Genomic DNA, 26,494 nt, shown 5'->3' with positions numbered 1-26,494 from the left:
TCTAACATGAGCCTGTGGCAGCACCCGACTCGGCGACCAGCAAGCGGCAGCGAACCTCCGCGCGCATCCTGCGCTGCGCGCTGGACCTGTTCGAGCGCCAGGGGTTCGAGCGCACGACGGTGGCGCAGATCGCGGCCTCGGCCGGGGTGACGGAGATGACCTTCTTCCGCCACTTCCGGGCCAAGGAGAACGTCGTTCTCGACGACCCGTACGACCCGCTCATCGCCGCCGCCGTCGCCAGTCGGCCGCACTCCCTGGGGGCGCTGCCACGCACTGTCCGGGGCATCCGTCACGCCTGGCGGGAACTCGGTGAGCCGGAGAGCGATCTCGTCCGCCGCCGGGTCCGGATCGTGGCGCTCACCCCCACCCTGCGTGCCGCCGCGTGGCGCAACAACGCCGCGACCGAACAGCTCATCGTCGACCAGCTCGTCCGCGACGGCACTCCCGTACTGCGCGCCCACGCGGCGGCGGGGGCGGCGCTGGCGGCGCTATTGGCGGCCCTCTTCGAGTGGGCGCGCCGCGACGACGTCGCCCTGGCAGAGGCGGTTGCCGTGGCACTGGACACCCTGGACCCGCCGGACACGCCGGACACCGCGGAGCACTCTCATGACTGACCTCCGGCTGACCGCGCGGGGACTCACCCGAGGATTCTCTCCGCACACCGGCGTACGCGGCATCGACCTCGAGGTCGCCGCGGGGGAGATCCACGCGCTGGTGGGGCTCAACGGAGCCGGCAAGACCACCCTGATGCGCCTGCTGCTCGGCATGCTGCGCCCGGACTCCGGCACGGCACGCATCGACGGGCACGACGTCCGCACGGCGGGGGCGGAGGCGTGGGCACGAGTGGGGCACCTCGTCGACGGCCCACTCTGCTACGCGGACCTCGACACCCGCACCAACCTGCGGATCGCCGCGGCGCTGCGCGGAGTCCCCCGCGGTCGTCTCGAGGAGGCGGTGCGCGCGGGCATCACCGCGTTCGGCCTCGAACGCTACGCGGGAGTGCGTGCGCGCGTGCTGTCGCAGGGCAACCGGCGACGGCTCGGCCTCGCCGCCGCGCTCCTGCACGATCCGTCCGTCGTCGTCCTCGACGAGCCGACCGACGCCCTGGACCCGAGGGGCGTGATCCGGCTGCGGGAGATCCTGCTGCGGCGGGCGGGCGCGGGGGCCGGCGTCCTCGTCTCCAGCCACCACCTCGACGAGGTGGCGCGCATCGCCGACCGCGTCACCGTCCTCCACCGCGGCGGGGTGATCGGCTCCCTCGACCCCGAAGGCGCGGACATCGAGCGGGCGTTCTTCCGCCTCGTGCACGCCGACGAGGAACGGCACGGCGACCGGGAGGCCGCATGAACGGCACCGTCGGCCTCGCGGCCCTCACCGTGGAGGGGCGCAAGACCTCGGCCTCCCGGGCGGTCCTCGTCACCACGGTCCTCCTGGTCGTCGGCATCGCCCTGCTCGCCGGTTCTCTCACGTGGGCGGCCGCCCGGGGCAACGAACGGGTACTCGCCCAGCTCGGGCCCCTCGCCGGGGAGGCCGGCTGGGACCGTCTGATGGGTGTGGTCGCCCAGGTCACCGCTGCCGCCTCCCTCCTCGGCTTCGGCACCGTGCTGAGCTGGATGTTCGGCCGCGAGTTCACCGAGGGCACCATCAGCGGGCTGTTCGCTCTGCCCGTAAGCCGTCCGGCCGTCGCCGCGGCGAAACTGGCCGTCTACCTGCTCTGGGCACTGGGCGTCGCCGCGCTGCTGACGGCGCTGCTCGGCGCGGTGGGCACCGCTCTTCGCCTCGGGGCGGTGGACGCCGGCGTGACCGGCGCGCTGGCCCGGCAGTTCACGCTCACCGCGCTGTCCGCCCTCCTCGCCCTCCCCGCCGCGTGGGCCGCCACGCTCGGCCGGGGCCTGCTGCCCGGCATCGCCACCACCGTGGGCATCCTCGTCGTCGCGCAGGTCGTGGCCGTGGCCGGAACGGGTGCCTGGTTCCCCTTCACCGCGCCGGCGCTCTGGGCCCTGCACCCGGCCGGCGTCTCCCCCGCCCAGCTCGCGCTCGTCGGCCTGGTCCCCGTCGTCTTCGTGCCGGCGGTCCTCCTGACCTGGCACCGCCTCCAACTCGACCGCTGACGGGGCGGGTTGGTCTGCGCCCTCCGCGCCCGGCGCACGGCGTCCTTCCCCCGGGTTGGGGAGAACCCCGTGGCTACGCACCCCCTTGACAACCCCATTGGTCTGGACCAGATTGCGTCGACACTCGCCCTCGTCCACCCGGAGGTTGTCGTGGACCGCCCCAGACGTTCCGGACGCCCTGCACCGCCCCGTCCGCCCCGCCGTCGCGCGCGCCACTGGCTGCGCGCCCTGCTCCTCACCGCGACCCTGGCGGCTGGCGGGCTGGCTGCCGTGGGGCCGGCCTCCCACGCGGCGGGCGCCGAACTCGCCCGGAACGGCGGCTTCGAGTCCGGCCTGGACGGCTGGAGCTGCGCGGAGGGCAGCGGCACGGCCGTGGACAGCCCGGTGCGCAGCGGCACTTCGGCGCTGAAGGCGGTGCCCGGCGGCGGACACAACGCCGAGTGCAGGCAGACGGTGACCGTGCGGCCGGACTCCACCTACACCCTGAGCGCCTGGGTCCGGGGCAGCTACGTCCACCTGGGCGCGAAGGGCACCGGCACCACCGACGTCTCGGCGTGGACCCCCTCCGCGGCGAACTGGACCCGGCTGTCCACGATTTTCACGACCGGCCCGGACACGACCTCGGTGACCGTCCACCTGCACGGCTGGTACGGCACGCCCGCCTACCACGCCGACGACCTGTCCCTCACCGGCCCCGGCGGCGATCCGGACGACCCGCAGCCGCCCGCCGCACCCACCGGACTGACCGCCGGCGCCACCACCTCCACCAGCGTGTCGCTGAGCTGGGACGCGGTCGACGGCGCCACCGGCTACCGCGTCCACCGCGACGGCGCCGGGGCGAGCGAGGTCACGGGCACCTCGACCACGGTCACCGGCCTGTCCCCCGCCACCTCGTACACCTTCCAGGTCACCGCCGTGAACTCCGCGGGCGAGTCCGCAAGGTCCGCCACGGTCACCGCCACCACGCGCGACGGCGGTGGCGGCGACGGCGCCGGAGCCCTGCCGGAACACGCCTTGGTCGGCTACCTGCACGCGAGCTTCGCCAACGGCTCCGGCTACACACGGATGGCCGACGTGCCCGACTCGTGGGACGTCATCGACCTCGCCTTCGGCGAGCCGACCGCCCCCACCTCGGGCGACATCCGCTTCTCCCTCTGCCCACAGAGCGAATGCCCGGACGTCGAGTCCGAAGCGGAGTTCAAAGCCGCGATCAAGGCCAAGCAGGCCGCCGGCAAGAAGGTGCTGATCTCCATCGGCGGCGCCAACGGGCAGGTACGGCTGGAGACCGCGGCGGCCCGCGACGCCTTCGTCTCCTCCGTCGGCGCCATCATCGACGAGTACGGACTCGACGGTCTGGACATCGACTTCGAGGGGCACTCCCTGTCCCTCGACGAGGGCGACACCGACTTCCGGAACCCGACCACCCCGGTGATCGTCAACCTGATCTCCGCGCTGGAGACGCTGACCGCGCGGTACGGCGAGGACTTTGTCCTGACCATGGCGCCCGAGACCTTCTTCGTGCAGCTCGGCTACCAGTTCTACGGCTCCGGCGAGTGGGGCGGCCAGGACCCGCGCGCGGGCGCCTACCTGCCGGTGATCCACGCCCTGCGGGACGACCTCACCCTGCTGCACGTCCAGAACTACAACTCCGGGCCCATCATGGGGCTGGACGACCGGCACCACACCATGGGCTCCGCCGACTTCCCCGTCGCCATGACCGACATGCTGCTCACTGGATTCCCGGTGGCCGGCGACCAGGACGCTTTCTTCCCTCCCCTGCGCCCCGGCCAGGTGGCGATCGGACTGCCCGCGTCGGTCAACGCGGGCAACGGCCACATCTCCCCCGCCGAGGTCGACAGGACGCTGAACTGCCTGACCCGGGGCACCGACTGCGGCTCGTACGCGCCACACGGCACCTGGCCGGGCATGCGCGGGCTGATGACCTGGTCGGTGAACTGGGACGAATTCAACGGCCGGGAGTTCTCCCGCAACTTCGACGCCTACTACGGACGCTGAGCGACCCGCCCGACCAGTCCGCCCGCGCCCGGGGGAACCCCAAGCGGGCTGGTCCGCTGCTGCCCCGGGCGGGGAACGCGGGCCGGGCCGTCGGCGTTGTCGGTGACGTGAGCGAGCACTCCGACAGCGGACCCCCTCGGGAACACGAGCAGACCGTCCATGAGCGGCTGAGCGCCCGGCGTATCGAGACGCGCGCGCAGATCACGGCGCTGACACGTGAGTACGAGGGGATCGTCGAGGCGAACGCCCTGGTGGCGATCGACGACGAGCACGACCCGGAGGGGTCCAGCACCGCCTTCGAACGCCAGCATGTCGTTGCCCTTCTGCATCGGGCGCGAGCCCACCTGGACGAGCTGGATCAGGCACTGCGACGGCTCGAGCACGGTGCGTACGGACGGTGCGAAGGGTGCGGCGAGCCGATCCCCGCCGAACGCCTGGAAGTACGCCCGGCAGCCACGCTCTGCGTCCGCTGTGCCGAGGCCCACCCCCGTTGACGAAAGGCGGAACGCGTCGGGGCCGCGAGGCCGCACGGGGACACGAGGGAGGGCACGGGATGGACGAGGGCGCGTGGGAGACGGCGGGGCGGCTGGCGACATGGCTGGACGGGGCGAGCGGCCACCCTGGACCTGCTGGCCGGTCTGGGCGACCGCGCGGTGTGGGTGTCGGGCAACGCCGACCGGGAGCTGGTCGAGTACCGCCGCGGCCGGCGCACGGAGCTTGCCGACCCGATTGCCCCCTGGGCGGCGGAGCGGTTGCGCGCGGACCAGGTGGAGCTGCTGGCCGGGCTGCCCGCAACCGCCACCCTCGACGTCGCCGGGCTGGGCCGGGTGCTGTTCTGCCACGCCACGCCGCGCGACGACGAGGAGGTGGTGCTGGTCGACTCGCGTCCGGAGCGCTGGGCGGAGGTGCTCTCCGGGGTGGGCGACGACGTGGCGGTCGTGGTCTGCGGCCACACGCACATGCCGTACGTCCGCCTCACCCACGGACGGCTCGTGGTCAATCCGGGCAGTGTCGGCATGCCGTACGGGCGCCCGGGGGCGCACTGGGCGCTGCTCGGGCCGGGCGAGGCCGTGTCGCTCCGCCGCACCGCGTACGACGCCGACGCCGCAGGTGCCCGCATCGCCCGCCGCGTCCGGGATTCCGGACGCCGCCGCCTGGGCGGACGAGTACGTCCGGGCACGCAACAGCGCGGAGGACGCGCTGGCCGCCTTCGGCCCGCCCGGCGGCCGGCCGCCGGGCGGCACGGAGTGTGACCGATGTCAAAGAATTGGCCCCCGTGAGCGACGCGGTGCAGGGTAGGGGAAGCACAAGGACACAAGCACACCCCCTGCACACAGCTGACACCAGCGCTGCACGCGCACTGCAGAAGGAGCCACATGAGGATCGGGATCGTCGGAGCCACTGGTCAGGTCGGCAGCGTGATGCGCGAGATCCTGGCCGAGCGGAACTTCCCGGTCGAGACGCTGCGCCTGTTCGCCTCGGCGCGTTCGGCCGGCCGCACCCTGCCCTGGAAGGACGGCGAGGTCACCGTCGAGGACGCATCGACCGCCGACTACGCGGACCTGGACATCGTGCTCTTCTCCGCGGGCGGCGCGACGTCGAAGGCGATCGCGGAAAAGGTGGCCTCCCAGGGCCCGGTCGTGATCGACAACTCCTCCGCGTGGCGGCTGGACCCCGAGGTGCCGCTGGTCGTCTCGGAGGTCAACCCCGACGCGGCGAAGAACCGCCCGAAGGGCATCATCGCCAATCCGAACTGCACCACGATGGCCGCGATGCCGGTGCTGCGCCCGCTGCACGACGAGGCCGGCCTGACCGCGCTCGTGGTCGCCACCTACCAGGCGGTCTCCGGCAGCGGCCTGGCCGGTGTGGCGGAGCTGGACGAGCAGGCCCGCAAGGCGGTGGAGACGGACGCCACCCGCCTGACGTTCGCCGGCGACGCGGTGGACTTCCCGGAGGGGAACAAGTTCAAGCGCCCGATCGCCTTCAACGTCCTGCCCCTCGCCGGCTCGATCGTGGACGACGGCCTCGACGAGACGGACGAGGAGCAGAAGCTCCGCAACGAGTCCCGGAAGATCCTTGACGTTCCCCACCTGAAGGTGTCGGGCACCTGCGTGCGCGTGCCGGTCTTCACCGGCCACTCCCTCCAGGTCAACGCCCGCTTCGAGCGCCCGCTGAGCCCGGAGCGCGCGCGGGAGCTGCTGGCCGGCGCGCCGGGCGTGGAGCTGTCGGACATCCCGACCCCGCTCCAGGCCGCGGGAGCCGACGCCAGCTACGTGGGCCGCATCCGCGCCGACGAGACCGCGGAGAACGGGCTGTCGCTGTTCCTGTCCAACGACAACCTGCGCAAGGGCGCGGCGCTGAACGCCGTGCAGATCGCGGAGCTGGTCGCGGCCGAGTCCCGCTGACGCTCCCGCCCGAGCGCGCTGCGCGCACACGACGGTGCCCCCGGACCGGGAAGGTCCGGGGGCACCGTCGTGGTGTCACCGCGTGCGCGTCGGCGTCAGGGGAGAGTCGCCCCGTACACGTCGAGCGCCTCGCTGACGGGCTGGAAGAAGGTCTGGCCGCCCGAGCTGCAGTCGCCGCTGCCGCCGGAGGTCAGGCCGATCGCCTTGTCGCCCGCGAAGAGCGCGCCACCGCTGTCACCCGGCTCGGCGCAGACGTCGGTCTGGATCAGACCGTCGACCGTGCCCTGCGGGTAGGAGACGGAGGCGTTGACGGCCTCCACGGTGCCGCTGTGCACCTGGGTGGTGCTGCCGCTGCGGGTCACCTGCATGCCCACGGTGGCCTCGCCCGGGCCGGAGATGGCCTGGGTGGTGCCGTCGTAGAGGTTGACCTCGCTCGGGTTGTCCACGCTGCCCGAGTACATCACCAGACCGTAGTCGTCGCCCGGGAAGCTGCTGCCCTCGGTGTCGCCGAGGGTGGCGCCGGCCTCGTCGGTCCAGGTGGAGACGGCCTCGGTGCAGTGGCCGGCGGTGATGAAGCCGGGCTGGCCGCCCACCGTGACGTTGAAGCCGAGCGAGCAGCGGGAGCCGCCGCCGTAGATGGCGTCCCCGCCTGCGATGCGGGTGGTGAACTCGCCCTCGGTGCGCTTGAGGACGGCCTTGCCGCCCTCGGCCTTCACCTGCTTCTTCAGGTCGGCCAGTTCGGCTCCGGAGACCGTACGGTCGGCGGTGATGACGACCTTGTTGGTCACCGGGTCGACGACCCGGGAGGTGCCGGTCAGGTCTCGCTCGGTGAAGGTGTCCTTCACCGAGTTCAGCTGGGCCAGGGTGTGCTCGACGACGCGGGCCTCGGCACCGGCCGCCTCGACGGTCTTCTCGGCCGCCGCGTCGACGACGTTCACCACGAGGCGCTTGGCGTCCGCGTCGTAGTACGCGCCCGCGTGGCCCTCGACGTCGCCGACGAGCTTGTCGGCGAGGCCGGTCGCCGCCTGCACCGAGAGGGTCTTGGGTGCGGGCGCGGGCGCCGGGCTCTCACTGGCGTTGGCGTTGGCCAGGGTCAGCGATCCCCCGACGAGGGCGGCCACGGCCGCTCCGGCGACTGCGGCGCGGCGCTTGGGTATCCGACGGTGTCTCAACTCTCGACCTCCTGTGGGGGCGGGTGGGCCCGAGACGGGGCACACCCGGAGGGTGGAGGCACGGGCACGCCGAAGTGGGGGGAGGCGCGTCCATGCCAATGTGACCGCCGAGTATCACGCGTCACTCCAGGCGACACAACCCCCGAAAAGCCGGAACTGTCCGGTAATCGGCCTACTGGTTCCCGGAATCCGTCCGCTTTTCCCCGAGTTCGAGTTCGGGGTGAACGTCCACAGGGGGCACGATCCCCACATCCTGGTCGGGACCTGCACCGATCTCCCCCTCGGCGGGCACGCCTTCGGCAGCCAGCTCGCGTCGGACGGCGTCCGCCTCCGCCTCTTCAGCCGAACCGGCGCCCGCATCCGGGGGACCGTAGTCGCCGGTGCGCTGCGAGCGGTCCAGGAAGCGGAGCAGCTCGACGGGGAAGGGCAGTACCAGGGTGGAGTTCTTCTCTGTGGCGACGCTGGAGACGGTCTGGAGCAGCCGGAGCTGGAGCGCCGCCGGCGTGTCGGACATCGCCCGCGCCGCCTGGGCGAGCTTCTTCGACGCCTCCAGTTCGGCGTCGGCATTGATGACGCGCGCCCGCCGGTCGCGCTGGGCTTCGGCCTGCCGGGCCATCGACCGCTTCATGCTCTCCGGAAGCGAGACGTCCTTGATCTCCACGCGGTCGACGTTGACCCCCCATTCGACCGCCGGGCTGTCGATCATGATGGCCAGCCCCTGGTTCAGCTTCTCCCGGTTGGACAGCAGGTCGTCGAGCTCACTCTTGCCGATGATCGACCGCAGCGAGGTCTGCGCCATCTGCGAGACGGCGAACCGGTAGTCCTCGACGCGCACCACGGCGTCCGCCGGATCGATGACGCGGAAGTAGACGACGGCGTCGACCCGTACCGTCACGTTGTCCCGGGTGATGCCCTCCTGGGCGGGGATGGGGAGGGTCACGATCTGCATGTTGACCTTCTGCAGGCGGTCGATCCCGGGCACCACCATCGTGAACCCGGGATCGCGCAGCGTGGACTGCAGTTTGCCGAGGCGGAACACCAGCCCCCGCTCGTACTGCCGGATGACGCGTGCGGCGGCGCCTGCGTAGACGGCGCCGCCGGCCAGTGCGGCAAGGATGAGCTCGACGATCATGACTGGCCCCCAAAGTCCGACTTATCCCCCACGGTAAACCCGCCGGTAGCCGGGGTCGAGCCCTCCGGGAAGGGCTTCGGGACCCGCTCGGAACCGTCGCGGCGGGGCGGCGTCAGGCCCCGCAGTCGCAGCAGCAGCCGTCGCACTCGCAGCAGTCGCACGCGCAGTCCCAGTGCCGGGAGCACCCCTTGCGCCTCTTGCGCGACCAGGGCCCCCGATACTCCTTGGCACAGCAGATCCGGCAGGTGCAGAGGAGGCCCAGGAAGGCCCCGCAGCCGGCCAGCAGCCCGCGGGACGGCTGCTGTCCACCACCGGGCAGGTGCGCTCCCGGCCCGCCGGGGCCGCCCGGTCCACCGGAACCGCCCCGTCCGCCGGAACCGGAAGGCCCACCTTGGCCGAACGGGCCAACCGCGCCGTCGGGGTCGCCGCCGCCCGCCGCGTACGGGTTGCCGGGGACCGGCTTCCCGAGGGGCACCGGGCCGGGCGCGCCGTGGCTGCAGGTGGTGGCGCCGAAGGCGCGGTCGACGGCGCGTGGCAATTCGTGGGCCAGCAGCCGGTGCACGAGCCGGCCGTCCGCGAAGTCGACGTCCCGCAGGGCGAGCCGGACCCCGTGCGCCGCGTCGTCGCACAGGCGCCGCACCTCGGGCAGGGGCGTGGCCGTGATCGTGACCGGGTTCCAGGCGCCCGCGGCCTCGTCGGCCGCACGGTCCTCCACGGCGTCGAGCAGGTGGGCGAGGCGGCCGAAGAGCCGTCCCGCCTCGGCGAGCGGGGCGGCGTTGTGCGGACGTCCCGCAAGCACGGCGGTGTGGGCGAAGGCCGCGGCGGTGGCCGTCTCGGCGGGTTCGGTGACGGCGAGGAGGTCGCCGCCCGGACCGGCGGCGGCCTCCACCAGCGGCTGCCGGTCGACGGCGTCGACCAGCGGCGCGGTGTCGAAGCCGAGGGACGCGCCCGTACGTGCACCGGCCCGTTCCCAGCCGGTGGCGACCCGACGGGCGGCCGCGGCCACCGGCCGGCGAGCGAGGAGTCCGTCTCCGTCGGCGACGTGGTCGCGGGTCTTCGCCGAGGCCAGGACCAGGGAGACCGAGGCGGCGAGCCGTGCGCCCTCGCCCTGCGCCACAGACGCGGTCCGCATGCCGCGCAGCGGGCACGGGCCGGCCGTACGCCTGCCGCCGCGCACGTCGGCCGTCTGGGCCTCGGTGAGAGCGGACAGAACGAGTCCGTCGTAGTTGGTGACCACACGGGCGAACTGCCCGTGGTCGGTGCGCAGGGCCAGGCACAGTCCGCAGAGGTGGGCCGCCCAGGCACGCTGCATTTCCGTTCCCAGTCGATGGCGGCAGGGCCTGATGATTCCGAACATCGTTTCCCCCGTTACGTCGTGACAGCGCATCATCGCAGGAAGCGGGGGAAGGCTGGAAGCCACGCCCCGGTCACCCGTATGTCGTTCCTGCCACCCGTCCGGGGGGAAGGGCAGAATCTTTCGCACCGTCATCACCCGTATACGGCAGGATCGCTGATCGGGCAGCATGTTTTCTGCACCAGAACCGTCACGAAACACCCTCGGAGCGGCAATCTGCTTGGCACATTGTCAGCCTCATGGAAGACCATAGGAATGGCGGGCCCCGCGGCGGGCCGGTCACGGCAGCACTTTCGAAGCCGCGCGCAGAGGAGAGGAGGCGTCCATGGGATCGGTGCGCAAGGCGAGTGCCTGGCTGGGCCTCGTCGACGACAGCGAGATGCGCTACTACGACGACGATTACGCCGAGGGGCCGGAGCCGGGCGACGCCGCCCGGGAGTCGTGGGTCACCGACCCCCGGGTCCAGGTGACGGCCGAGACCGCGCAGGACCAGGGCACCCGCATCGCCACGATCACCCCGGATGGCTTCCGGGACGCGCGCGGCATCGGAGAGCTGTTCCGGGACGGCGTTCCGGTGATCGTGAACCTCACGTCCATGGATTCCGCGGACGCCAAGCGGGTCGTGGACTTCGCCGCCGGGCTGACGTTCGGGCTGCGCGGCTCCATCGAGCGGGTGGCGACGCGGGTCTTCCTGCTCACCCCCGCCGACTACAAGATCGTCAGCGGTGAGGAGCGCCGCGCCTCCGAGGGCGGCTTCTTCAACCAGAGCTGAGGGTAGGGACGTCCCTCCCGGACGCCCCTCCCCCGCTCCGACGGTCAGCGGAAGGCGTCCACGCCGGTGAGCGCCTTGCCCAGGACGAGCTGGTGCATCTCGACGGTGCCCTCGTAGGTGAGCACCGACTCCAGGTTGGTGGCGTGCCGCATCACCGGGTACTCCAGGGAGATGCCGTTCGCGCCGAGGATCGTGCGCGCGGTGCGGCAGATCTCGATGGCCTCGCGCACGTTGTTCAGCTTGCCGAAACTCACCTGCTCCGGACGCAGCCTCCCGGCGTCCATGCGCGCCCCCAGGTGGTGGGCGAGCAGGATGCCCTTGTGCAGCTCGAGGGCCATGTCGGCCAGCTTGGCCTGCGTGAGCTGGAAACCGGCCAGCGGCTTCCCGAACTGCTCCCGGGTGCGGGAGTAGTCCAGGGCGCTCTCGAAGCTGGCCCGCGCGGCGCCCATCGATCCCCACACGATGCCGTAGCGGGCGTGGCTCAGGCAGCTGAGCGGACCGCGCAGCCCCTTCGCCTCCGGCAGCACAGCGTCGGCGGGCAGGCGCACCTCGTCGAGCACGAGTTCGCTGGTCACCGAAGCCCGCAGGGACCACTTGTGCCGGATCTCGGGTGCGCTGAAGCCCGGGGTGTCGGTGGGCACCACGAAACCGCGGATGCCGTCGTCGGTGCCGGCCCAGACGACGGCGACGCCGGCCACCGAACCATTGGTGATCCACATCTTGCGGCCGGTCAGCAACCAGTCGGACCCGTCGCGCTTGGCGTAGGTGCGCATGCCCGCCGGGTCGGAGCCGTGGTCGGGCTCGGTGAGGCCGAAGCAGCCGATGACCTCACCGGAGGCCATCCGGGGGAGCCACCGTTCCTTCTGCTCCTCGCTGCCGAAGCGGTGGAGGGCGTACATGGCCAGCGAGCCCTGCACGGAGACCAGCGAGCGGATTCCGGAGTCGGCGGCCTCCAGCTCCAGGCAGGCCAGGCCGTACTGGACGGCGGACGCGCCCGCGCATCCGTAGCCGGTCAGCGACATGCCGAGGGCGCCGATCGAGCCGAGTTCGCGGGCCAGGTCGCGGATGCCGGGCAGTTCGCCGCGCTCGTACCAGTCGGCGATGTGCGGCAGCACCCGGTCGGCGGCCCAGGAGCGCACGGTGTCGCGGACCGCCCGGTCCTCCGGGCCGAGCAGGTCGTCGAGGCCGAGCGGGTCGGCCGGGTCGAATGGCGGCAGCGCGGACATGCGTTCCTCCGGGGTGATCGTCTGGTCCGACGCTAGGTGCGTGCGGCGCCGCTGGACAAGAGGGCACCGGCGCCCTTGGCCGGTTGTTCCCGCTGCTCCCGCGCGCCACGGTGGCTGTGCTCTCCCGGTGCGGGGCGCGGCGGGTCCGCGGGGCGACGGGCGGTGTCCGCGCTGCCCGGCAGCCGCAGCGCGGCCAGCGCGCCGAGCAGCAGCAGTCCGGCGCTGACGAGGAGCGTGACGTGCAGGCCGTGCACGAAGGCGCTGCGGGCGGCGGCCCTCAGCGCCTCCCCCGCCACGCCGTCGAGCCGCTCGGCGACGCCGTACGCCTCGCCGAGCGAGTGTCCGGCGTCCCTGCTCGCCGCGGACGGCACGCCGGGCAGGTCCCGTACGCCCGGGGCGTAGGCGGCGTTCATCACGCTGCCCAGCAGGGCTATGCCGACGCCCGCGCCGAGCTGGTACGCCGTCTCTCCCACCGCCGCGGCCCCGCCCGCACGGTCCGCAGGCGCCTCGCTGAGCATCGACTCATAGCAGCCGAACAGCGTCGTCTCTAGGCCGAAGCCGAGCAGGACGAACGCGCCGACGAGCAGCACGGGCCGGTCGTCCTGGCCGACGACCGCGACCAGGCAGAGCACCGCGAGCGCCGTCACCCCGAAGCCGAGCGCGACCATCAGCCGGGGGCCCATCAGGCGCAGCATGCGGGCGCCGACCAGCCCGGCGGCGATTGCGGCGACGGAGAGCGGCAGCAGCCGCAGCCCGGTCTGCAGCGGCGACAGGCCGAGCACGAGCTGGAGGTACTGCGCGGCGAGGAGCGCCAGCCCGACCAGGGCCAGGACGGTGAGCACGATGCAGCCCAGCGACGTCCCGAACGCGGGGCGGGCGAGCGCCTTCATGTCGATCAGCGGGTGCGCGTGCCGGCGCTGCCTGCGGACGAACGCCGCCAGCAGCGCCGCACCGGCGAGCAGCGGGAGCAGGGTGCCCGGGGCCAGCGGCACGCCGTCCCCGGCCTGCTTCACGCCGAGGATCACGGCGAACAGGCCGGCGGCGGCGAGCAGGGCGCCGAGCACGTCCCAGGGCCCGTCGCCCGAACCGGTCGACTCGGGGAGGAGCCGGCGGCCGACGGGCAGGCTGACCGCCATCAGCGGAATGTTGATCAGGAAGACCGCGCCCCACCAGAAGTGTTCCAGCAGGAGACCTCCGAAGAGCGGGCCGAGCGCCGCCCCCACCGCGGCCACCGCGCTCCAGACGCCGACGGCGAGCGCGCGCTCCCTCCGGTCGGTGAAGACCTGCCGGAGGATGGACAGCGTGGCCGGCATGATCATCGCTCCGCCGACGCCGAGCAGCGCCCGGGCGCCGATGAGCGTCTCCGGGGTGTGCGCGTACGCGGCGAACGCGGAGGCCAGCGCGAAGATGCCGTAGCCGATCAGCAGCACCCGCCGTCGGCCGGTGCGGTCGCCGAGGGTGCCGAAGAGGATGAGCAGCGACGCGCAGACCAGCGGGTAGGCGTCGACGATCCAGAGCAGCTGTGTCGAGGTCGGCTGCAGGTCCTGTGACACGGCGGGGACGGCGACGTGCAGGACGGTGGCGTCGACGGAGACCAGCAGCAGGCTGGCGCAGAGGACCACGAGGACGGTCCAGCGTCCGGCCCCGCGTTCGCCTGCGGGGGGTGGAGCGGACCTCTGTGCGGGGACTTCCGCCGTCTCGCGTGCCACGGGAGTGTTCCCGGGCATGTACGCACCTCCTCCTGCACTCGCCGCCGTCGGCCACCGCGGGGAGTGCCGGGCGCGGCGGGGTTGTCGCCCGGCTCGGTGCTTCGGGCACGAGTGGGCGCCAGCGTACGCGAGTCCGCGGCCGGTTCCCGTGGCGCCTGTCACGTACGCGGGCCGACGCGCAGGTCCGCCGTGTGCGGAGGGGCCGCGGGGGTACCCGTGGTGGTCACACGACCGCCCGCCGTGCGCACGCCCGGTGAACGGACGGGCGAACGTGCACTGGAATTCCGCATTAAGCGACGGTTAACGCCGTCCCGCTCTTCCGGGAACTCCTTACGTGGCGACCCGGTGGTGGAATGCGAGTCGACCGAGGGAATTGAGCGGCGAAATGCGAGGGATAAGACCGGGAACGAGACGAACTCCACATCACATCGGCATCACAAAGGCGCGGACACGCGCGTTCACCTCACCGACGCGTTGTAACGTCGACTGGGTGCGTACCGACCGATTGCTCGCCAGGCTCGAGCAGGAGCCTGAGCGGCCCAGCAACCCCGCCCCGCGGATGAGCGGGACCCGCAAGGTCCTGTTCGCCGCGACGGGAGTCGTGTACGCACTCATCGTGGCCGCCGTTCTGCTGACCACCGAACTGGTGCGCTGGGACTGGCAGCTGATGCTCCTGAGGCCCTACAAGCAGTGGCCGGAGTTCCACGCCTTCCTGGACTACTTCGTCGTCCTGGGCCAGCGCGGACCGACGGCCGTGCTGGTGGCGGCCTGGCTGGGCTGGCGCTCCTGGCGCCAGCGAACCCTCCGTCCGCTGCTGGTGCTGGCCTCCGCACTGCTGGTCCTCAACGTGTCGGTCGGCGCGGTGAAGATCGGCCTGGGCCGCCTCGGCCCGCACTACGCCACGCAGGTCGGCTCGGCCGAGCTCTTCGCCGGCGGCGACATATTCCCCTCCGGGCACACCGCGAACGCGGTCGTGACCTGGGGAATCCTGGCGTATCTGGCGACCACCCCGCGCGCCCGGCGGGTGCTGTCAGTGGTGGCCGCCGTGTTCGCCCTCGGGGTGGGGGCCACCACCGTCTACCTCGGTACGCACTGGCTGAGCGACGTGCTGCTGGGCTGGGTGGCCGGCCTGATCATCCTCCTGGGCCTGCCGTGGTGCGAGCCCTCGATCGCCCGGGTGGAGGCGAAGATCTACGCCTACCGCGAGCGTCTGCGGCCCGTCGGCCGGGCCCGACCGTTCCCGGTCCCGGTGACCCCGATGGCCGGCCCGCCGGTCGTCGCCCGCGCGGGGCACGGTGACGGGCAGCACGCCGGGGCGCACGCCGAGCCGACGGGTGCCGGGCGCGCCGCCGCCGTGCGGGGCCACACCACGGGGCGGGCCCACCCCGCGCGGGGGGACCGCCCGTCCGCGACGCGTACCGCGACGCTGGGGCCGCGGGGACGCTGAGGTACGGCGCCTCCGCCGCCCCGGCCCGCCGGGGCGTGCACACCCGGCCGGGGCGGCGGTCAGCCCTTCCAGGAGCGCACCACGGTGCCGTCCCGGACGGCGAGGTTCAGCCGCCCGGAGAGGAACTCCATCGTGATGATCGCGTCCGGGGCGAGGGTGCGGACGGTGGACCAGCCCTGCTCGCGCGCCCGTCGTTCGGCGTCGTCGGCGGCGAGCCCCACGTAGCGCTCGGGGTCGTCCTGCGGGGACTCGGGATCTGCGGATTCGGGTGCCATGGCCGCCACCGTACGGCGCGGCGGCGCGGGCGCGGAAGTCCGGACCGTATCCGCGGGGCGTCACACTTGTGTCACAACGTGGAACACTCGCGTGGCGTTATCCGTTCACCCGTTCGCGCGATGCGAGGGTGAACGGCCGGCAGGGTGGGAATTCCCTCCCCTGACCCTCGTGGGACGCCTCCGGGAATTGCGCGGGAGGACCCGTTTTTCGGTCTTCTGTTCTCCTGTGGCTACAGAGGCATTCACCCGTTTCCGGTGGATGTCGGCACGCCCCGGAATTCTCCCCGCACCGTCCGGAGGACGGGTCACGGCTCGCCCAGCGCGCGCCCCAGTCGGTCCCGGAGGGAACGCAGGTGGGCGGCCAGCTCCACGGGCTCGCGGACCTCGAAGTCGAAGCCGAGCATCACCAGGTGCACGGCCATGAGGTCCAGCGAGTGGGCCCCGGTGCGCAGCAGGCAGCTGTGCTCGTCCACGCCCTCCAGGGTGCCCGCGGACAGCGAGACGCGTTCCGCCGCCTCCTCCACGGGGGCGTGCAGCAGGACGGTGGCCTGCTCGGCGTACACCCTCGTCGAGACGCCCTCCGAGACCCAGGCGGCCAGGTCTTCCGCGGGCGGGGTGCGCGGGGTGAATCCCGGGCCGTGCGGCGGCTTCGGTGTGAGGCGGTCGGCCCGGTAGGTGCGCCAGTCCGCACGGTCCCGGTCCCAGCCCACCAAATACCAGCGGCGCGCGGTGCTCACCAGCCGGTACGGCTCCACGACGCGGCGCGACTCCTCCCCGTCGTGCGCCCGGTAGGAGAACCGCAGCACCTGGTGGTCCCGGCAGGCGTGGGCGAGTTCGGTGATGGTGGCGGGATCGACGGCGGGCCCGCGAGGGGGGCGCGCCATCGGCACGGTGTAAGCGGTCAGCGCCCCGACCCTGCGGCGCAGCCGGTGCGGCAGGACCTGCTCCAGCTTGGCCAGCGCGCGGCCGGAGGACTCGTCGATGCCGCGGACGCCGAGCTGCGCGGCGGCCTGGAGGCCGACGGCCACGGCGACCGCCTCGTCGTCGTCCAGCAGCAGCGGGGGCAGCTCGGCGCCCGCGCCCAGCCGGTAGCCGCCGGACGTGCCCGTCGAGGAGTGCACGGGGTAGCCCAGGCCGCGGAGCTTGTCCACGTCACGGCGCACCGTGCGCGGGGTGACGCCGAGCCGCGCGGCGAGATCGGCGCCCGACCACTCCCGGTGGGCCTGGAGCAGGGACAGCAGACGCAGCAGGCGTGCGGAGGTCTCCACCATGCGGAGGAGTCTGCCAGGCATGGAGGACGGTTCCGTTCCTCAAAGAGTGCGGGCCACCCTACGCGCCTCGACTGCGCCCGGCAGCCCGCTGCCACGAGGTGCACTCGATCCGGCGAACCCGGCGTCCCGCACGTGACCGCCGGAGTGACGCGCCGGTTGGCCGGGCGGACAGTCATCCGCGAGAAGCCACGAGAAGCCAGGAGTCCCCGTGCCCCCCATGCTCGACGTCAGCGACGCCGTACGCGCCGAGATCGGCGACGAAGAAGCCGGCCGGCTGCTGGCCGGGGAGAACGCCCCGGGCAGCTACGACTGCACCTCGTGCCGTACCCCCGGCGACACCGGCCGGGAGCCCACCAGCACCGTGCTCTTCGTGGGCGACGAGACGGCCGTGCTCGCCTTCGCGCACTCCGCCTGCGTGCCGTCCCAGGTGGTGCGGGTGTCGGAGGAACAGCTCCAGGGCGCCGTGGCCACCATCACCGGCGGGCAGAACCCGGCCGCGGGAGCCGAAGCGGGCACGCTCGGCGGCGCCCCCCGCCAGGCCGTGCTCGGAGTCACCTGCGGGCAGGTACTGATCGGCGACACGCTGCACCCCGCGATCGTGGTGGAGCCCACCGGTCCGATCGCCCGGCCGGGCACCGACGGTCCGGGCGACGACTTCCTGCCGATGCTGATCGAGGAGGGCTTCAAGCCCGTCGCGGACATGGACACCACTCCCGGCACGGTGGACGGCTGGTCCGTGCTGATGGCCGTCGGCCAGCTGCACGGCATCCTCCAGCCGCCGCCGGAGGGCACCACGCAGCCCACCTCATGGTGGCAGGCCCACCAGCCGCTGGACGTCACCGAGGGCTGGCGCACCGCCGCCAACAAGAACCACACGGTGCTGGTGTACGCCTCGCCGCACGGCACCATCGGGCAACAGCCACGTGAGGACCTGCTGCGCGACGCGCTGGAGAAGTCGGCCCGGCGCGGCACGCTGGTGGCCGCGGCGATGCCGCTCGCCGGAACGTCCTGAGGCACCGCGGCCGCCCGGGACCGCCCCCGCGGCGGCCGCTCCCCTCCCCCGCTCCATCCCATCGATCAGGTCATTCGCCGCCCGGCCCCGCATCCGCCGGGCGGCGGTGTCGTTTGGACAGTCGTGCAGCCCTACGAATCCAGCAGCGACCCCGCCCCGCGCCACCGTCACGTCCCCGCCATGCGGCATCCGCACGGAGTCTCCGGCGCGCCGGGCACGTCCGTCGCCTCCGTGTACCCGGCGTACCCGCGCTCGGCGACGCCCATCTACGACGCGCTCTACGCCGAGTACCAGCGGCTCTTCCGGGCACTGCCCGGCGACAGGACGGGCGAGGAGGAGATGCGCTTCGAGCGGTTCGAACGCGTCGGACGTCTCGACTCCCTGCGGCCGCTCGACGGCGGTCCGTGGGGCGAGCAGTCCACCACGCGGCGACACGCCCGCGCGGCACTGCCGCCCGCGCCGCGCGACGGCCACGGGTACGGGCTGTAGAACCCGCCCGGCCCCGCGGCGGCACCGCCGCGGGGCCGGAACACTCCTGTTCCCGGCCCCTGCGGTGCACCGTCACGTTCCCTCGTACGCCGGCGGCCCCGGCGGCGGCCGCTCACCCCCGCGCCTCACTTCTTCCTGCCGCGCTTCTCCCGCACCCGTACGGACAGGTGGATCGGCGTGCCCTCGAAGCCGAACTGCTCGCGCAGCCTGCGCTCGACGAACCGCCGGTAGCCGGCCTCAAGGAAGCCGGAGGCGAAGAGGACGAAGCGGGGCGGGCGGGTGCCCGCCTGGGTGCCGAAGAGGATGCGCGGCTGCTTGCCGCCGCGCACCGGATGCGGGTGGGAGGCGACGATCTCGCCGAGGAAGGCGTTGAGGCGTCCGGTCGGGACGCGCGTCTCCCAGCCCTCCAGCGCCGTCTCGATCGCCGGGACGAGCTTCTCCATGTGCCGCCCGGTGCGCGCCGAGACGTTGACCCGAGGCGCCCACTGCACCTGTCCGAGATCCCGCTCGATCTCGCGCTCGAGGTAGAAGCGGCGCTCCTCGTCCAGGGTGTCCCACTTGTTGTACGCCAGCACCAGCGCGCGGCCCGCGTCCACCGCCATGCTGATGATGCGCAGATCCTGCACGCTGATCGATTCGCTGACGTCGACGAGGACGACGGCGACCTCCGCCTTCTCGAGCGCGGCGGCGGTGCGCAGTGAGGCGTAGTAGTCGGCGCCCTCCTGGAGGTGGACGCGGCGGCGGATGCCGGCGGTGTCCACGAACTTCCACGTCACGCCGCCGAGTTCGATCAGTTCGTCGACGGGGTCGCGGGTAGTGCCGGCCAGGTCGTCGACAACGACCCGGTTCTCCCCCGCCACCTTGTTCAGCAGCGAGGACTTGCCGACGTTGGGACGGCCGATGAGGGCGATGCGGCGCGGGCCGCCGAGTCCGCCCCCGAAGGTCTGCTGCGGCGCATCGGGCAGCACCTTCAGCACCTCGTCCAGCATGTCGCCGGTGCCCCGACCGTGCAGCGCGGACACCGGGTGCGGCTCGCCCAGGCCCAGCGACCAGAGGTACGCGGCGTCGGCCTCGCCGGACGGACCGTCGACCTTGTTGGCGCACAGCACCACCGGCTTGCCCGCCCGGCGCAGCAGCTTGACGACGGCCTCGTCGGTGTCGGTGGCGCCGACCACGGCGTCCACGACGAACACCACGGCGTCGGCCGCCTCGATGGCGAACTCGGCCTGCGCCGCCACGGAGGCGTCGATGCCGAGCACGTCCTGCTCCCAGCCGCCGGTGTCGACGACCTTGAAGCGGCGGCCCGACCACTCGGCCTCGTAGGTCACCCGGTCGCGGGTGACGCCCGGCCGGTCCTCGACGACCGCTTCGCGGCGGCCGATGATGCGGTTCACCAGTGTCGACTTGCCGACGTTGGGGCGGCCGATGACGGCGAGCACGGGGAGCGGGCCGTGACTCGCCTCGCCGAGTGCGCCTTCGACCTCGTCGAGGTCGAAGCCCTCCTCGGCGGCGAGTTCCATGAACTCCGTGTACTCGGCGTCGCCGAGTTCGCCGTGGTCGTGACCGTCGCCGGTCGCGTGCTGCTCGTTCATGCCGTCGTGGTCCTCGTTCACTGTGCTCGTTTCCCGTTCGGGTGGGGGCTGCGGCGGCCGGTCAGCACCCGGGCTTCGGCCAGGTGCTCGGTCAGCCGCTGCTGGATGCGTACGGTCGCGGCGTCCAGGGCCGCGCGCGTACGCCGGCCCGGGCCGTCCCCGGCGTCGAAGGGCTCGCCGAACACCACGTCCACCCGGCCGCGCAGCGGCGGCAGCGCGCCGACGACGCGGCTGCGCCGCTCGGCGCTCCCCAGTACCGCAACCGGTACGACGGGGGCGCCGGAACGCAGCGCGAAGTACGAAAGGCCGCCGCGCAGCGAGGCGAAGTCGCCCTCGCCGCGGGTGCCTTCGGGGAATATCCCCAGCACTCCGCCCTGCGCGAGGACGCCCAGGGCGTCGGTCGTGGCAGCCCGGTCGGCCGCGTGCCGGTCGACGCCGATCTGCCCGATGGAGCGCAGGAACGGGCCCAGCGGGCCGACGAACGCCTCCTTCTTGATCAGAAAGTGCACCGGGCGCGGCGAGGTGCCGAGCAGCAGCGGGCCGTCGATGTTGTGGCTGTGGTTGACGGCGAGGATCGCGGGCCCGGTCGCGGGGACGCGCCAGGCGCCCAGCACACGCGGCTGCCACAGGCCGTGCATCAGACCGATGGCGATCCCGCGGCCGACGGCGGCGCCGCGCGGCCCGGGACCGGCTGGTCCGGGACCGGTACCGCTCACCGCGCCTGCTGCTTGTCTTCGACGAGGGTGACCACGCACTCGATGACCTGCTCCAGGGTGAGGTCCGTGGTGTCGACCTCGACCGCGTCGTCGGCCTTCTTCAGCGGGGACGTCTTGCGGCTGGAGTCGGCGGTGTCCCGCTGGAGCAGAGCCGCGCGGGTCGCGGCCAGGTCGGTGGCCTCCGCTCCCTTCAGCTCGCCGCTGCGGCGGGCCGCGCGCGCCTCGGGGGAGGCGGTGAGGAAGACCTTCAGGTCGGCGTCGGGGAGCACGGTGGTGCCGATGTCCCGGCCCTCGACGACGATGCCGCCCGGCGCCTCGGTCGCGATGGCCCGTTGCAGCGCGGTGATCCGCTCCCGCACCTCGGGGACGGCGCTGACCGCGCTGACCGCATCGGTGACCTCCTTGGTCCGGATCGGGCCGCTCGCGTCGGCGCCGTCCGCGGTGATGGTGGGATCGGCCGGGTCGGTGCCGGAGACGATGTCCGGGCGTCCGGCGGCGGCCGCGACGGCGGCCGGGTCGTCGACGTCCGTACCGTGGCTGAGCATCCACCAGGTGAGGGCCCGGTACTGCGCCCCGGTGTCGAGGTAGCGCAGCCCGAGCTTGGCGGCGACCGCCTTGGAGGTGCTGGATTTGCCGGTGCCGGAGGGACCGTCGATGGCGACGATGACGGGGGCCGGGGCGGTTTGCACGGTGAAGTGGACCTTTCTCGGGCACCGGGTTCGGATCACGCGGGGCGGGGCGCACGGTGCTGCGCTGGGGCCCCGCACAAGGCTACCGGCTCCCGGACGGCCTCCGTCCCGGGAGGGCGGCCGTACCGGAGGGCGCCCCCGGCAGGGCGCGCAGGGCGAGCGGGCTACTGCGTGCGCAGCGCCCAGCCGCGTTCCCTGAGGGCCGCGGTGAGGACGGCGACGGCCGCGGGGTCGACCATCAGCTGGACGTGGCCGGCCTGCTGGCCCGTGGCGTGCTCGATGCGTACGTCCTCGATGTTGACGCCCGCGGCGCCGGCGTCCGCGAAGATCCGCGCCAGCTCGCCCGGCCGGTCGCTGATCAGCACCGCCACCGTGTCGTACGCGGCGGGTGCCTGGCCGTGCTTGCCCGGGACGCGGGACCGGCCGGCGTTGCCGCGCCGCAGCACGTCCTCGATGCCGAGCGCCCCGCTGCCGCGCTTGGCCTCGTCGTGGGAGTCCAGCGACCGCAGCGCGGACACCGTCTCCGCGAGGTCCGCGGCGACGTCGGCGAGGATGTCGGCGACCGGGCCGGGGTTGGCGGAGAGGATGTCGATCCACATCCGCGGGTCGGAGGCGGCGATCCGCGTCACGTCGCGGATGCCCTGGCCGCACAGGCGTACGGCGGTCTCGTCCGCGCTCTCCAGCCGTGCCGCGACCATGCTGGAGAGCAGTTGCGGGGTGTGCGAGACCAGCGCGACGGCACGGTCGTGCGCGTCGGCGTCCATCAGCACCGGCACCGCCCGGCACAGCGCGACCAGCTCCAGCGCGAGGTTGAGCACCTCGGTCTCGGTCTCCCGTGTCGGAGTGAGCACCCAGGGTCTGCCCTCGAACAGGTCGGCCGTGGCGGCCAGCGGACCGGACTGCTCCCGCCCGGACATCGGGTGCGTCCCCAGGTAGCTGGTCAGGTCTCCGCCGGCCGCGCTCAACTCGCGTCGCGGTCCGCCCTTGACGCTGCCCACGTCCAGGTAGGCGCGGGCCAGGCCGGCCCGCTGCGCCTCGGCCACGGTGGCCGCCAGGTGGGCCGGGGGCACCGCCACGACGGCGAGGTCGACGGGGGCCTCCGGCTCCGCCGCGGTACCGGCGCCCAGCGCAGCCGCGGTCCGCGCCCGCTCGGGGTCGGCGTCCCGCAGGTACACCCGCACACCGCGCGCCGCGAGCGCGAGGGCCGCGGAGGTGCCGATGAGACCGGAGCCGATGACGAGGGCGGTGCGCATGGCGTACAGCCTACGGACCGGCCGGGGTCCCCGCCCGCGTCGTCCACCCCTCGGGCCCTCCGGCCATGGGTGTCGGCCCTGCGATGATGGCGCGGCAGCACCGCAAGATCGAGGCGGCCCGGGTGCGCCGGGGTGCGCCGCCGGGCAAGCCCGCCATGCACCTGCTGCGGCTCCAGCTCGCCCTGCTGGATCTGCTGTGCACGGGCACGCTCACGCTCGACGTGGGCGAACAACGCGACGAGCTGCTGGCCATCCGGCACGACGAGACCCCGTGGGCGCAGGTCGAGAAGCGGTTCCGGACGCTGCGGGACGGTGTCGGAGGCTGCCGCCGCGCGGACGCCGCTGCCCGCCGAGCCGGACGTGCGCCGGATCGAGGACTTCCTCGTCCGCGTCCGCCGCGCCTCGGCCCCGGGGTCGGCGCCGGACTCGGGGTCGGGGTCGGGGTCGGGCGGAGCCCGGACAGGTCCTAGGTGTCGCCGAGCCGGGCGCGGACGACGAGGTCGTGCAGCGCGTCCCGGGCCGAGGGCTGATCCGGCAGTGCGGAGGCGGGCAGCAGGTGCACGCCGCGCAGGTCCACGTCGGAGTCGCGGGAGGGGAAGGCGTAGAGGCGGGCGCCGGAGACGGTGGCGAACAGCAGCGGGTGGCCGTCCCGCTGCTGCTCGGCCAGGACGGGGGCGAGGTCCGGCAGCCAGGTGAGGGTCAGAGGCCGACCTCGTTCATCAGCATGCCGACCTCGGTGTTGGTCATGCGGCGCAGCCATCCGGACTTCTGGTCGCCCAGTGCGATGGGCCCGAAGCGGGTGCGTACCAGCTTCTCCACCGGGAAGCCCGACTCGGCCAGCATGCGGCGCACGATGTGCTTGCGGCCCTCGTGCAGGGAGACCTCGACGAGGTAGTTCTTGCCGGTGTTCTCCACGACCCTGAAGTGGTCGGCCTTGGCGTAGCCGTCCTCCAGCCTGATGCCGTCCTTGAGACGCTTGCCCAGGTCGCGCGGAAGCGGACCCTGGATCGCGGCCAGGTAGGTCTTCCGCACCCCGTAGCGGGGATGGGTGAGGCGGTGGGACAGCTCACCGTGGTTGGTGAGCAGGATCAGACCCTCGGTCTCGGTGTCCAGGCGGCCGACGTGAAAGAGCCGGGTCTCGCGGTTCTGCACGTAGTCGCCGAGGCACTGGCGGCCGTCCGGGTCCTCCATTGCGGAGACCACGCCGGCCGGCTTGTTGAGCGCGAAGAACAGGTGCGACTGGGTGGCGATGGTGAGGCCGTCGACCTTGATCTCGTCCTTGTCGGCGTCGACCCGGAGGCCCTGCTCGACGACGATCTTGCCGTTGACCTCGACGCGGGCCTGCTCGATCAGGTCCTCGCAGGCCCGGCGGGAGCCCATGCCCGCGCGGGCGAGGACCTTCTGCAGTCGCTCGCCGTCCACCTCACCGAACGTCTTCGGCAGCGTGACCTGCGGCTTGCTGTGACGGGCGCGGTTGCGCTCCTCGATCTGCGCCTCGTACTCGCGCGGACGCGCCGGGGCGGATGCGCGGCGATTGCGCGTCTTGGGGGCGCCGCTGCGGGTGGTGCTCCTCGGTGCCGCTCCCTTGCCCCCGGCCTTGCCGCCGGCCTTCCCGCCCGCAGGGCGGCCCTTGGCTCCGGGGGCGCCCTTGCTTCCCGGAGCACCCTTGCCTCCGGGCGTGCTCCTGCCCGATCCGGCGCCGCCGGTGTCGTAGCGGCGCTCCTCGGGACGCGGCTTGCCCGTCCGCTGCTGCTTCTCGTCCCTCTTGTTCCCCGCGCCGCGCTGGTTACGGTCGCCGCCGGGGTTCCTGCCGCTGCTTCGCATCAATGTTCCGTCGTCGTCTGGGTGTCGCCGCTGTCGTCTACGTCGAACGACGGCATGCCCTCCTGGGTGTCCCCCTCGACCGCGTCCGCCTCCGGGAGGAAGGGCGCGAGTTCCGGTAGCTCGTCCAGGCCGCGCAGGCCCATCCGCTCCAGGAAGTAGTGCGTCGTCCTGTACAGGATCGCACCTGTCTCGGGTTCCGTGCCCGCCTCCTCCAGCAGACCGCGCTGGAGGAGCGTGCGCATCACGCCGTCGCAGTTCACGCCGCGCACGGCGGATACCCGCGAACGGCTGACCGGCTGACGGTACGCGACGACGGCCAGGGTCTCCAGCGCGGCCTGGGTGAGCCGGGCCTGCTGGCCGTCGAGCACGAACCGTTCCACGGCGTCGGCGTACTCGGGGCGGGTGTAGAAACGCCAGCCCCCGGCGACGAACCGCAGGTCGAAGCCGCGACGCTGGACGGCGTACTCGTCGACGAGCTCGCGAAGCGCGTCGGCGACGGCGCGGCGCGGGCGGTCCAGCACCTTGGCGAGATGCTCCTCGGTCGCGGGCTCATCGACGACCATCAGCACCGCTTCCAGCGCGGGCTTGAGCTCGAGTTCGGCGACGCGGTCGCCACCCGCGGGCGCCGTCCCGTCCGTCGCCTCCGGGACGGCGGGCACGTCCTGCTCGAGGACGTCGTAGGTCTCCTCGCTCATGGCTGCGGCTCCTTCTCGGGCTCCGGTTCGGGTTCCTGCTCCGGCTTCTGCCCGGGCGGCGTCCCGGGCTGCGGCTGCGGTCCCTGGTCGAACTCGTCGGTGACCAGCGGACGGCCGGTCGCCGCCCCGCCGGTCCACCGCACGGTCAGGTCACCGAGCGCCTCGGGCTGGTCGAGTGCCACGGCGCGTTCGCGGTACAGCTCCAGGAGGGCGAGGAAACGGGCGACGACTGTGAGCGTGTCGGGCGCGTCGGCGACCAGGTCCCGGAACCTCGCCTCACCGAGCTCCCGCAGCCGGGCCACGACCACCTCGGCCTGCTCCCGGACGCTGACCAGCGGGGCGTGGATGTGCTCCACGTACACCTGCGGCTTGGGCTTGGGCTGCATGGCCTTGACCGCCAGCCTGGCGAACCCCTCGGGCCCGATGGTGAGCGCCACATCGGGCAGCAGCTCGGCGTGGTGGGGCTCCAGGCCGACCGTCCGCGGATGGCGGCGCGCCTCGGCCGCGAGTCGGTCGGCGAAGATGTCGGCGACCCGCTTGTACGCGCGGTACTGGAGGAGCCGCGCGAAGAGCAGGTCACGGGCCTCGAGCAGCGCGAGGTCCCCCTCGTCCTCCACCTCGGCCGCGGGGAGCAGCCGCGCCGCCTTGAGGTCGAGCAGGGTGGCGGCGACGACCAGGAACTCGGTGGTCTGGTCGAGATCCCAGTCCGGGCCCATGGCGTGGATGTGGGCCATGAACTCGTCGGTGACGCGGGACAGCGCCACCTCGGTGACGTCCATCTTGTGTTTGGAGATCAGCTGGAGGAGCAGGTCGAACGGCCCCTCGAAGTTGTCCAGACGGACCGTGAACCGGCCGTCGTCGACGGCCTCCGCGCGCTCCCCCTCGTCCGCGTCCTGGGTCTGTGTGGCGGAGGACTCCGTGATCTCCGTCGCGTCCGCGGCGTTCGTCTCCGCCGGAGGCGGAGGGGAGGACGTGACGGCTCTCGCGCCGCCGGCGTCCCCGTCGTCGTCGGAGGTCTCCGTGGCGGGCCGTACCGCGTCGTCGCGCGGCGGTTCCGATTCCTCGTGGTGCACGTGGACGGCGTCGGTGGCCGTCGCCTCCTGCAGCGCACCGGGCGCAGAGGCGGGCTCCGGGTCCGGGTCCGGCGCGGGACGCCGAGCGGCGGCGGGCGGCTCGTCGGCGGCCTCGGAAGCCTGCGCCGCGCCGTCGGCCGCCACGTGCGGGCGCGCGGAGGGTGCGCCGGGGCCGCGGCCGAGGGGGCGGCGGGAGGCCCGGGTGGGCGGCTCGTGGTCGTCAGGTGTGGGCATGTGCGGGGCAGCGTACTGGGCGCGACC

At 73.2% G+C, this 26,494-nt stretch carries 25 protein-coding genes and 2 pseudogenes; 12 read left to right on the top strand and 15 right to left on the bottom strand.

Annotated elements, in window-relative coordinates; all coding sequences use genetic code 11:
• The first annotated feature begins 14 nt into the window (after nt 1-14).
• The 7 genes and pseudogenes from E4198_RS23020 (at nt 15) to E4198_RS22990 (ending at nt 6,532) form a co-directional block, all read left to right on the top strand.
• Nucleotides 15-614 (top strand): TetR/AcrR family transcriptional regulator, encoded by a 600-nt coding sequence (locus tag E4198_RS23020; RefSeq protein ID WP_210732886.1) that lies wholly within the window; start codon nt 15-17, stop codon nt 612-614.
• Nucleotides 607-1,347 carry an ABC transporter ATP-binding protein gene (locus tag E4198_RS23015; RefSeq protein WP_136184836.1) on the top strand — a complete coding sequence of 247 codons (741 nt, stop codon included), beginning with the start codon at nt 607-609 and terminating at the stop codon, nt 1,345-1,347. The genes E4198_RS23020 and E4198_RS23015 overlap by 8 nt, the downstream gene beginning before the upstream one ends.
• Nucleotides 1,344-2,111: an ABC transporter permease gene (locus tag E4198_RS23010; RefSeq protein WP_136184835.1), complete on the top strand. Its 768-nt coding sequence runs from the start codon at nt 1,344-1,346 to the stop codon at nt 2,109-2,111. Before E4198_RS23015 ends, E4198_RS23010 begins: the two co-directional genes overlap by 4 nt.
• A gap of 219 nt (nt 2,112-2,330) precedes the next feature.
• Complete coding sequence (locus E4198_RS23005; protein WP_247597975.1) at nt 2,331-4,127, top strand: glycoside hydrolase family 18 protein; 1,797 nt, start codon at nt 2,331-2,333, stop codon at nt 4,125-4,127.
• Nucleotides 4,128-4,234: 107 nt separating this feature from the next.
• Nucleotides 4,235-4,621, top strand: a complete 387-nt coding sequence (locus E4198_RS23000) for a TraR/DksA C4-type zinc finger protein (RefSeq protein ID WP_136184834.1) — start codon at nt 4,235-4,237, stop codon at nt 4,619-4,621.
• A 126-nt stretch (nt 4,622-4,747) separates the two neighbouring features.
• Nucleotides 4,748-5,426 (top strand): annotated as a pseudogene (locus E4198_RS22995) (metallophosphoesterase family protein); the annotation flags it as partial.
• 77 nt (nt 5,427-5,503) lie between these two features.
• Nucleotides 5,504-6,532 (top strand): aspartate-semialdehyde dehydrogenase, encoded by a 1,029-nt coding sequence (locus E4198_RS22990; RefSeq protein WP_136184833.1) that lies wholly within the window; start codon nt 5,504-5,506, stop codon nt 6,530-6,532.
• Between the two features lie 95 nt (nt 6,533-6,627).
• Here E4198_RS22990 and E4198_RS22985 read toward each other — a convergent pair whose 3' ends face one another.
• The 3 genes from E4198_RS22985 to E4198_RS22975 form a co-directional block, all read right to left on the bottom strand.
• Entirely contained in the window at nt 6,628-7,704 is a 1,077-nt protein-coding gene (locus tag E4198_RS22985) for a S1 family peptidase (RefSeq protein ID WP_136184832.1), read from the bottom strand.
• Between the two features lie 172 nt (nt 7,705-7,876).
• Entirely contained in the window at nt 7,877-8,836 is a 960-nt protein-coding gene (locus E4198_RS22980; protein ID WP_136184831.1) for a slipin family protein, read from the bottom strand.
• Nucleotides 8,837-8,948: 112 nt separating this feature from the next.
• The gene (locus E4198_RS22975) at nt 8,949-10,193 is read right to left on the bottom strand and encodes a DUF5685 family protein (protein ID WP_136184830.1); all 1,245 of its coding nucleotides are present in this window, start codon (nt 10,191-10,193) and stop codon (nt 8,949-8,951) included.
• 322 nt (nt 10,194-10,515) lie between these two features.
• On the opposite strand from E4198_RS22975, the gene sepF reads away from it, so the two are divergent.
• Nucleotides 10,516-10,962 (top strand): cell division protein SepF, encoded by a 447-nt coding sequence (gene sepF, locus E4198_RS22970; RefSeq protein WP_136184829.1) that lies wholly within the window; start codon nt 10,516-10,518, stop codon nt 10,960-10,962.
• A gap of 44 nt (nt 10,963-11,006) precedes the next feature.
• Here the strand turns inward: sepF and E4198_RS22965 are convergent, their stop codons facing one another.
• Entirely contained in the window at nt 11,007-12,188 is a 1,182-nt protein-coding gene (locus tag E4198_RS22965) for an acyl-CoA dehydrogenase family protein (protein ID WP_136184828.1), read from the bottom strand.
• Nucleotides 12,189-12,220: 32 nt separating this feature from the next.
• Complete coding sequence (locus E4198_RS22960) at nt 12,221-13,915, bottom strand: MFS transporter (protein WP_136184827.1); 1,695 nt, start codon at nt 13,913-13,915, stop codon at nt 12,221-12,223.
• A 472-nt stretch (nt 13,916-14,387) separates the two neighbouring features.
• On the opposite strand from E4198_RS22960, the gene E4198_RS22955 reads away from it, so the two are divergent.
• Nucleotides 14,388-15,344, top strand: a complete 957-nt coding sequence (locus tag E4198_RS22955) for a phosphatase PAP2 family protein (protein ID WP_136184826.1) — start codon at nt 14,388-14,390, stop codon at nt 15,342-15,344.
• Nucleotides 15,345-15,403: 59 nt separating this feature from the next.
• On the opposite strand, the gene E4198_RS22950 is transcribed toward E4198_RS22955, so the two are convergent.
• A complete protein-coding gene (locus E4198_RS22950) occupies nt 15,404-15,619 on the bottom strand; it encodes a hypothetical protein (protein WP_136184825.1) in 216 nt (71 codons plus the stop codon).
• 305 nt (nt 15,620-15,924) lie between these two features.
• Nucleotides 15,925-16,890: a YafY family protein gene (locus E4198_RS22945; RefSeq protein WP_136184824.1), complete on the bottom strand. Its 966-nt coding sequence runs from the start codon at nt 16,888-16,890 to the stop codon at nt 15,925-15,927.
• Between the two features lie 208 nt (nt 16,891-17,098).
• Here E4198_RS22945 and E4198_RS22940 point away from each other — a divergent pair, with 208 nt between their 5' ends.
• Both E4198_RS22940 and E4198_RS22935 read left to right on the top strand, forming a co-directional pair.
• Entirely contained in the window at nt 17,099-17,902 is an 804-nt protein-coding gene (locus E4198_RS22940; RefSeq protein WP_136184823.1) for a hypothetical protein, read from the top strand.
• Nucleotides 17,903-18,025: 123 nt separating this feature from the next.
• Nucleotides 18,026-18,391 carry a hypothetical protein gene (locus tag E4198_RS22935; protein WP_168711341.1) on the top strand — a complete coding sequence of 122 codons (366 nt, stop codon included), beginning with the start codon at nt 18,026-18,028 and terminating at the stop codon, nt 18,389-18,391.
• A 125-nt stretch (nt 18,392-18,516) separates the two neighbouring features.
• Here E4198_RS22935 and der read toward each other — a convergent pair whose 3' ends face one another.
• From der to E4198_RS22915, 4 genes are all read right to left on the bottom strand, one after another.
• Entirely contained in the window at nt 18,517-19,983 is a 1,467-nt protein-coding gene (gene der / locus E4198_RS22930; RefSeq protein ID WP_136184821.1) for a ribosome biogenesis GTPase Der, read from the bottom strand.
• A gap of 17 nt (nt 19,984-20,000) precedes the next feature.
• Nucleotides 20,001-20,621: a lysophospholipid acyltransferase family protein gene (locus tag E4198_RS22925; RefSeq protein ID WP_136185573.1), complete on the bottom strand. Its 621-nt coding sequence runs from the start codon at nt 20,619-20,621 to the stop codon at nt 20,001-20,003.
• 74 nt (nt 20,622-20,695) lie between these two features.
• Nucleotides 20,696-21,388 (bottom strand): (d)CMP kinase, encoded by a 693-nt coding sequence (cmk, locus tag E4198_RS22920; protein ID WP_136184820.1) that lies wholly within the window; start codon nt 21,386-21,388, stop codon nt 20,696-20,698.
• A 164-nt stretch (nt 21,389-21,552) separates the two neighbouring features.
• Entirely contained in the window at nt 21,553-22,641 is a 1,089-nt protein-coding gene (locus E4198_RS22915) for a prephenate dehydrogenase (RefSeq protein ID WP_136184819.1), read from the bottom strand.
• Nucleotides 22,642-22,706: 65 nt separating this feature from the next.
• On the opposite strand from E4198_RS22915, the gene E4198_RS22910 reads away from it, so the two are divergent.
• Nucleotides 22,707-23,111 (top strand): hypothetical protein, encoded by a 405-nt coding sequence (locus E4198_RS22910; RefSeq protein ID WP_136184818.1) that lies wholly within the window; start codon nt 22,707-22,709, stop codon nt 23,109-23,111.
• Between the two features lie 65 nt (nt 23,112-23,176).
• Here the strand turns inward: E4198_RS22910 and E4198_RS22905 are convergent.
• From E4198_RS22905 to E4198_RS22890, 4 genes and pseudogenes are all read right to left on the bottom strand, one after another.
• Nucleotides 23,177-23,344: pseudogene (locus E4198_RS22905) on the bottom strand (nucleotidyltransferase domain-containing protein); the annotation flags it as partial.
• Complete coding sequence (locus E4198_RS22900; RefSeq protein ID WP_136184817.1) at nt 23,341-24,465, bottom strand: pseudouridine synthase; 1,125 nt, start codon at nt 24,463-24,465, stop codon at nt 23,341-23,343. The pseudogene E4198_RS22905 and the gene E4198_RS22900, both read right to left, overlap by 4 nt.
• Nucleotides 24,465-25,160 carry an SMC-Scp complex subunit ScpB gene (scpB, locus tag E4198_RS22895; RefSeq protein WP_136184816.1) on the bottom strand — a complete coding sequence of 232 codons (696 nt, stop codon included), beginning with the start codon at nt 25,158-25,160 and terminating at the stop codon, nt 24,465-24,467. The genes E4198_RS22900 and scpB overlap by 1 nt, the downstream gene beginning before the upstream one ends.
• Nucleotides 25,157-26,467, bottom strand: a complete 1,311-nt coding sequence (locus E4198_RS22890) for a segregation/condensation protein A (RefSeq protein ID WP_136184815.1) — start codon at nt 26,465-26,467, stop codon at nt 25,157-25,159. Before E4198_RS22890 ends, scpB begins: the two co-directional genes overlap by 4 nt.
• Between the last annotated feature and the right edge of the window lie 27 nt (nt 26,468-26,494).

Source organism: Streptomyces sp. RKND-216, from assembly GCF_004795255.1.
Taxonomy (GTDB): domain Bacteria; phylum Actinomycetota; class Actinomycetes; order Streptomycetales; family Streptomycetaceae; genus Streptomyces; species Streptomyces hazeniae.
This window is presented reverse-complemented; position numbering and strand designations above follow the sequence as displayed.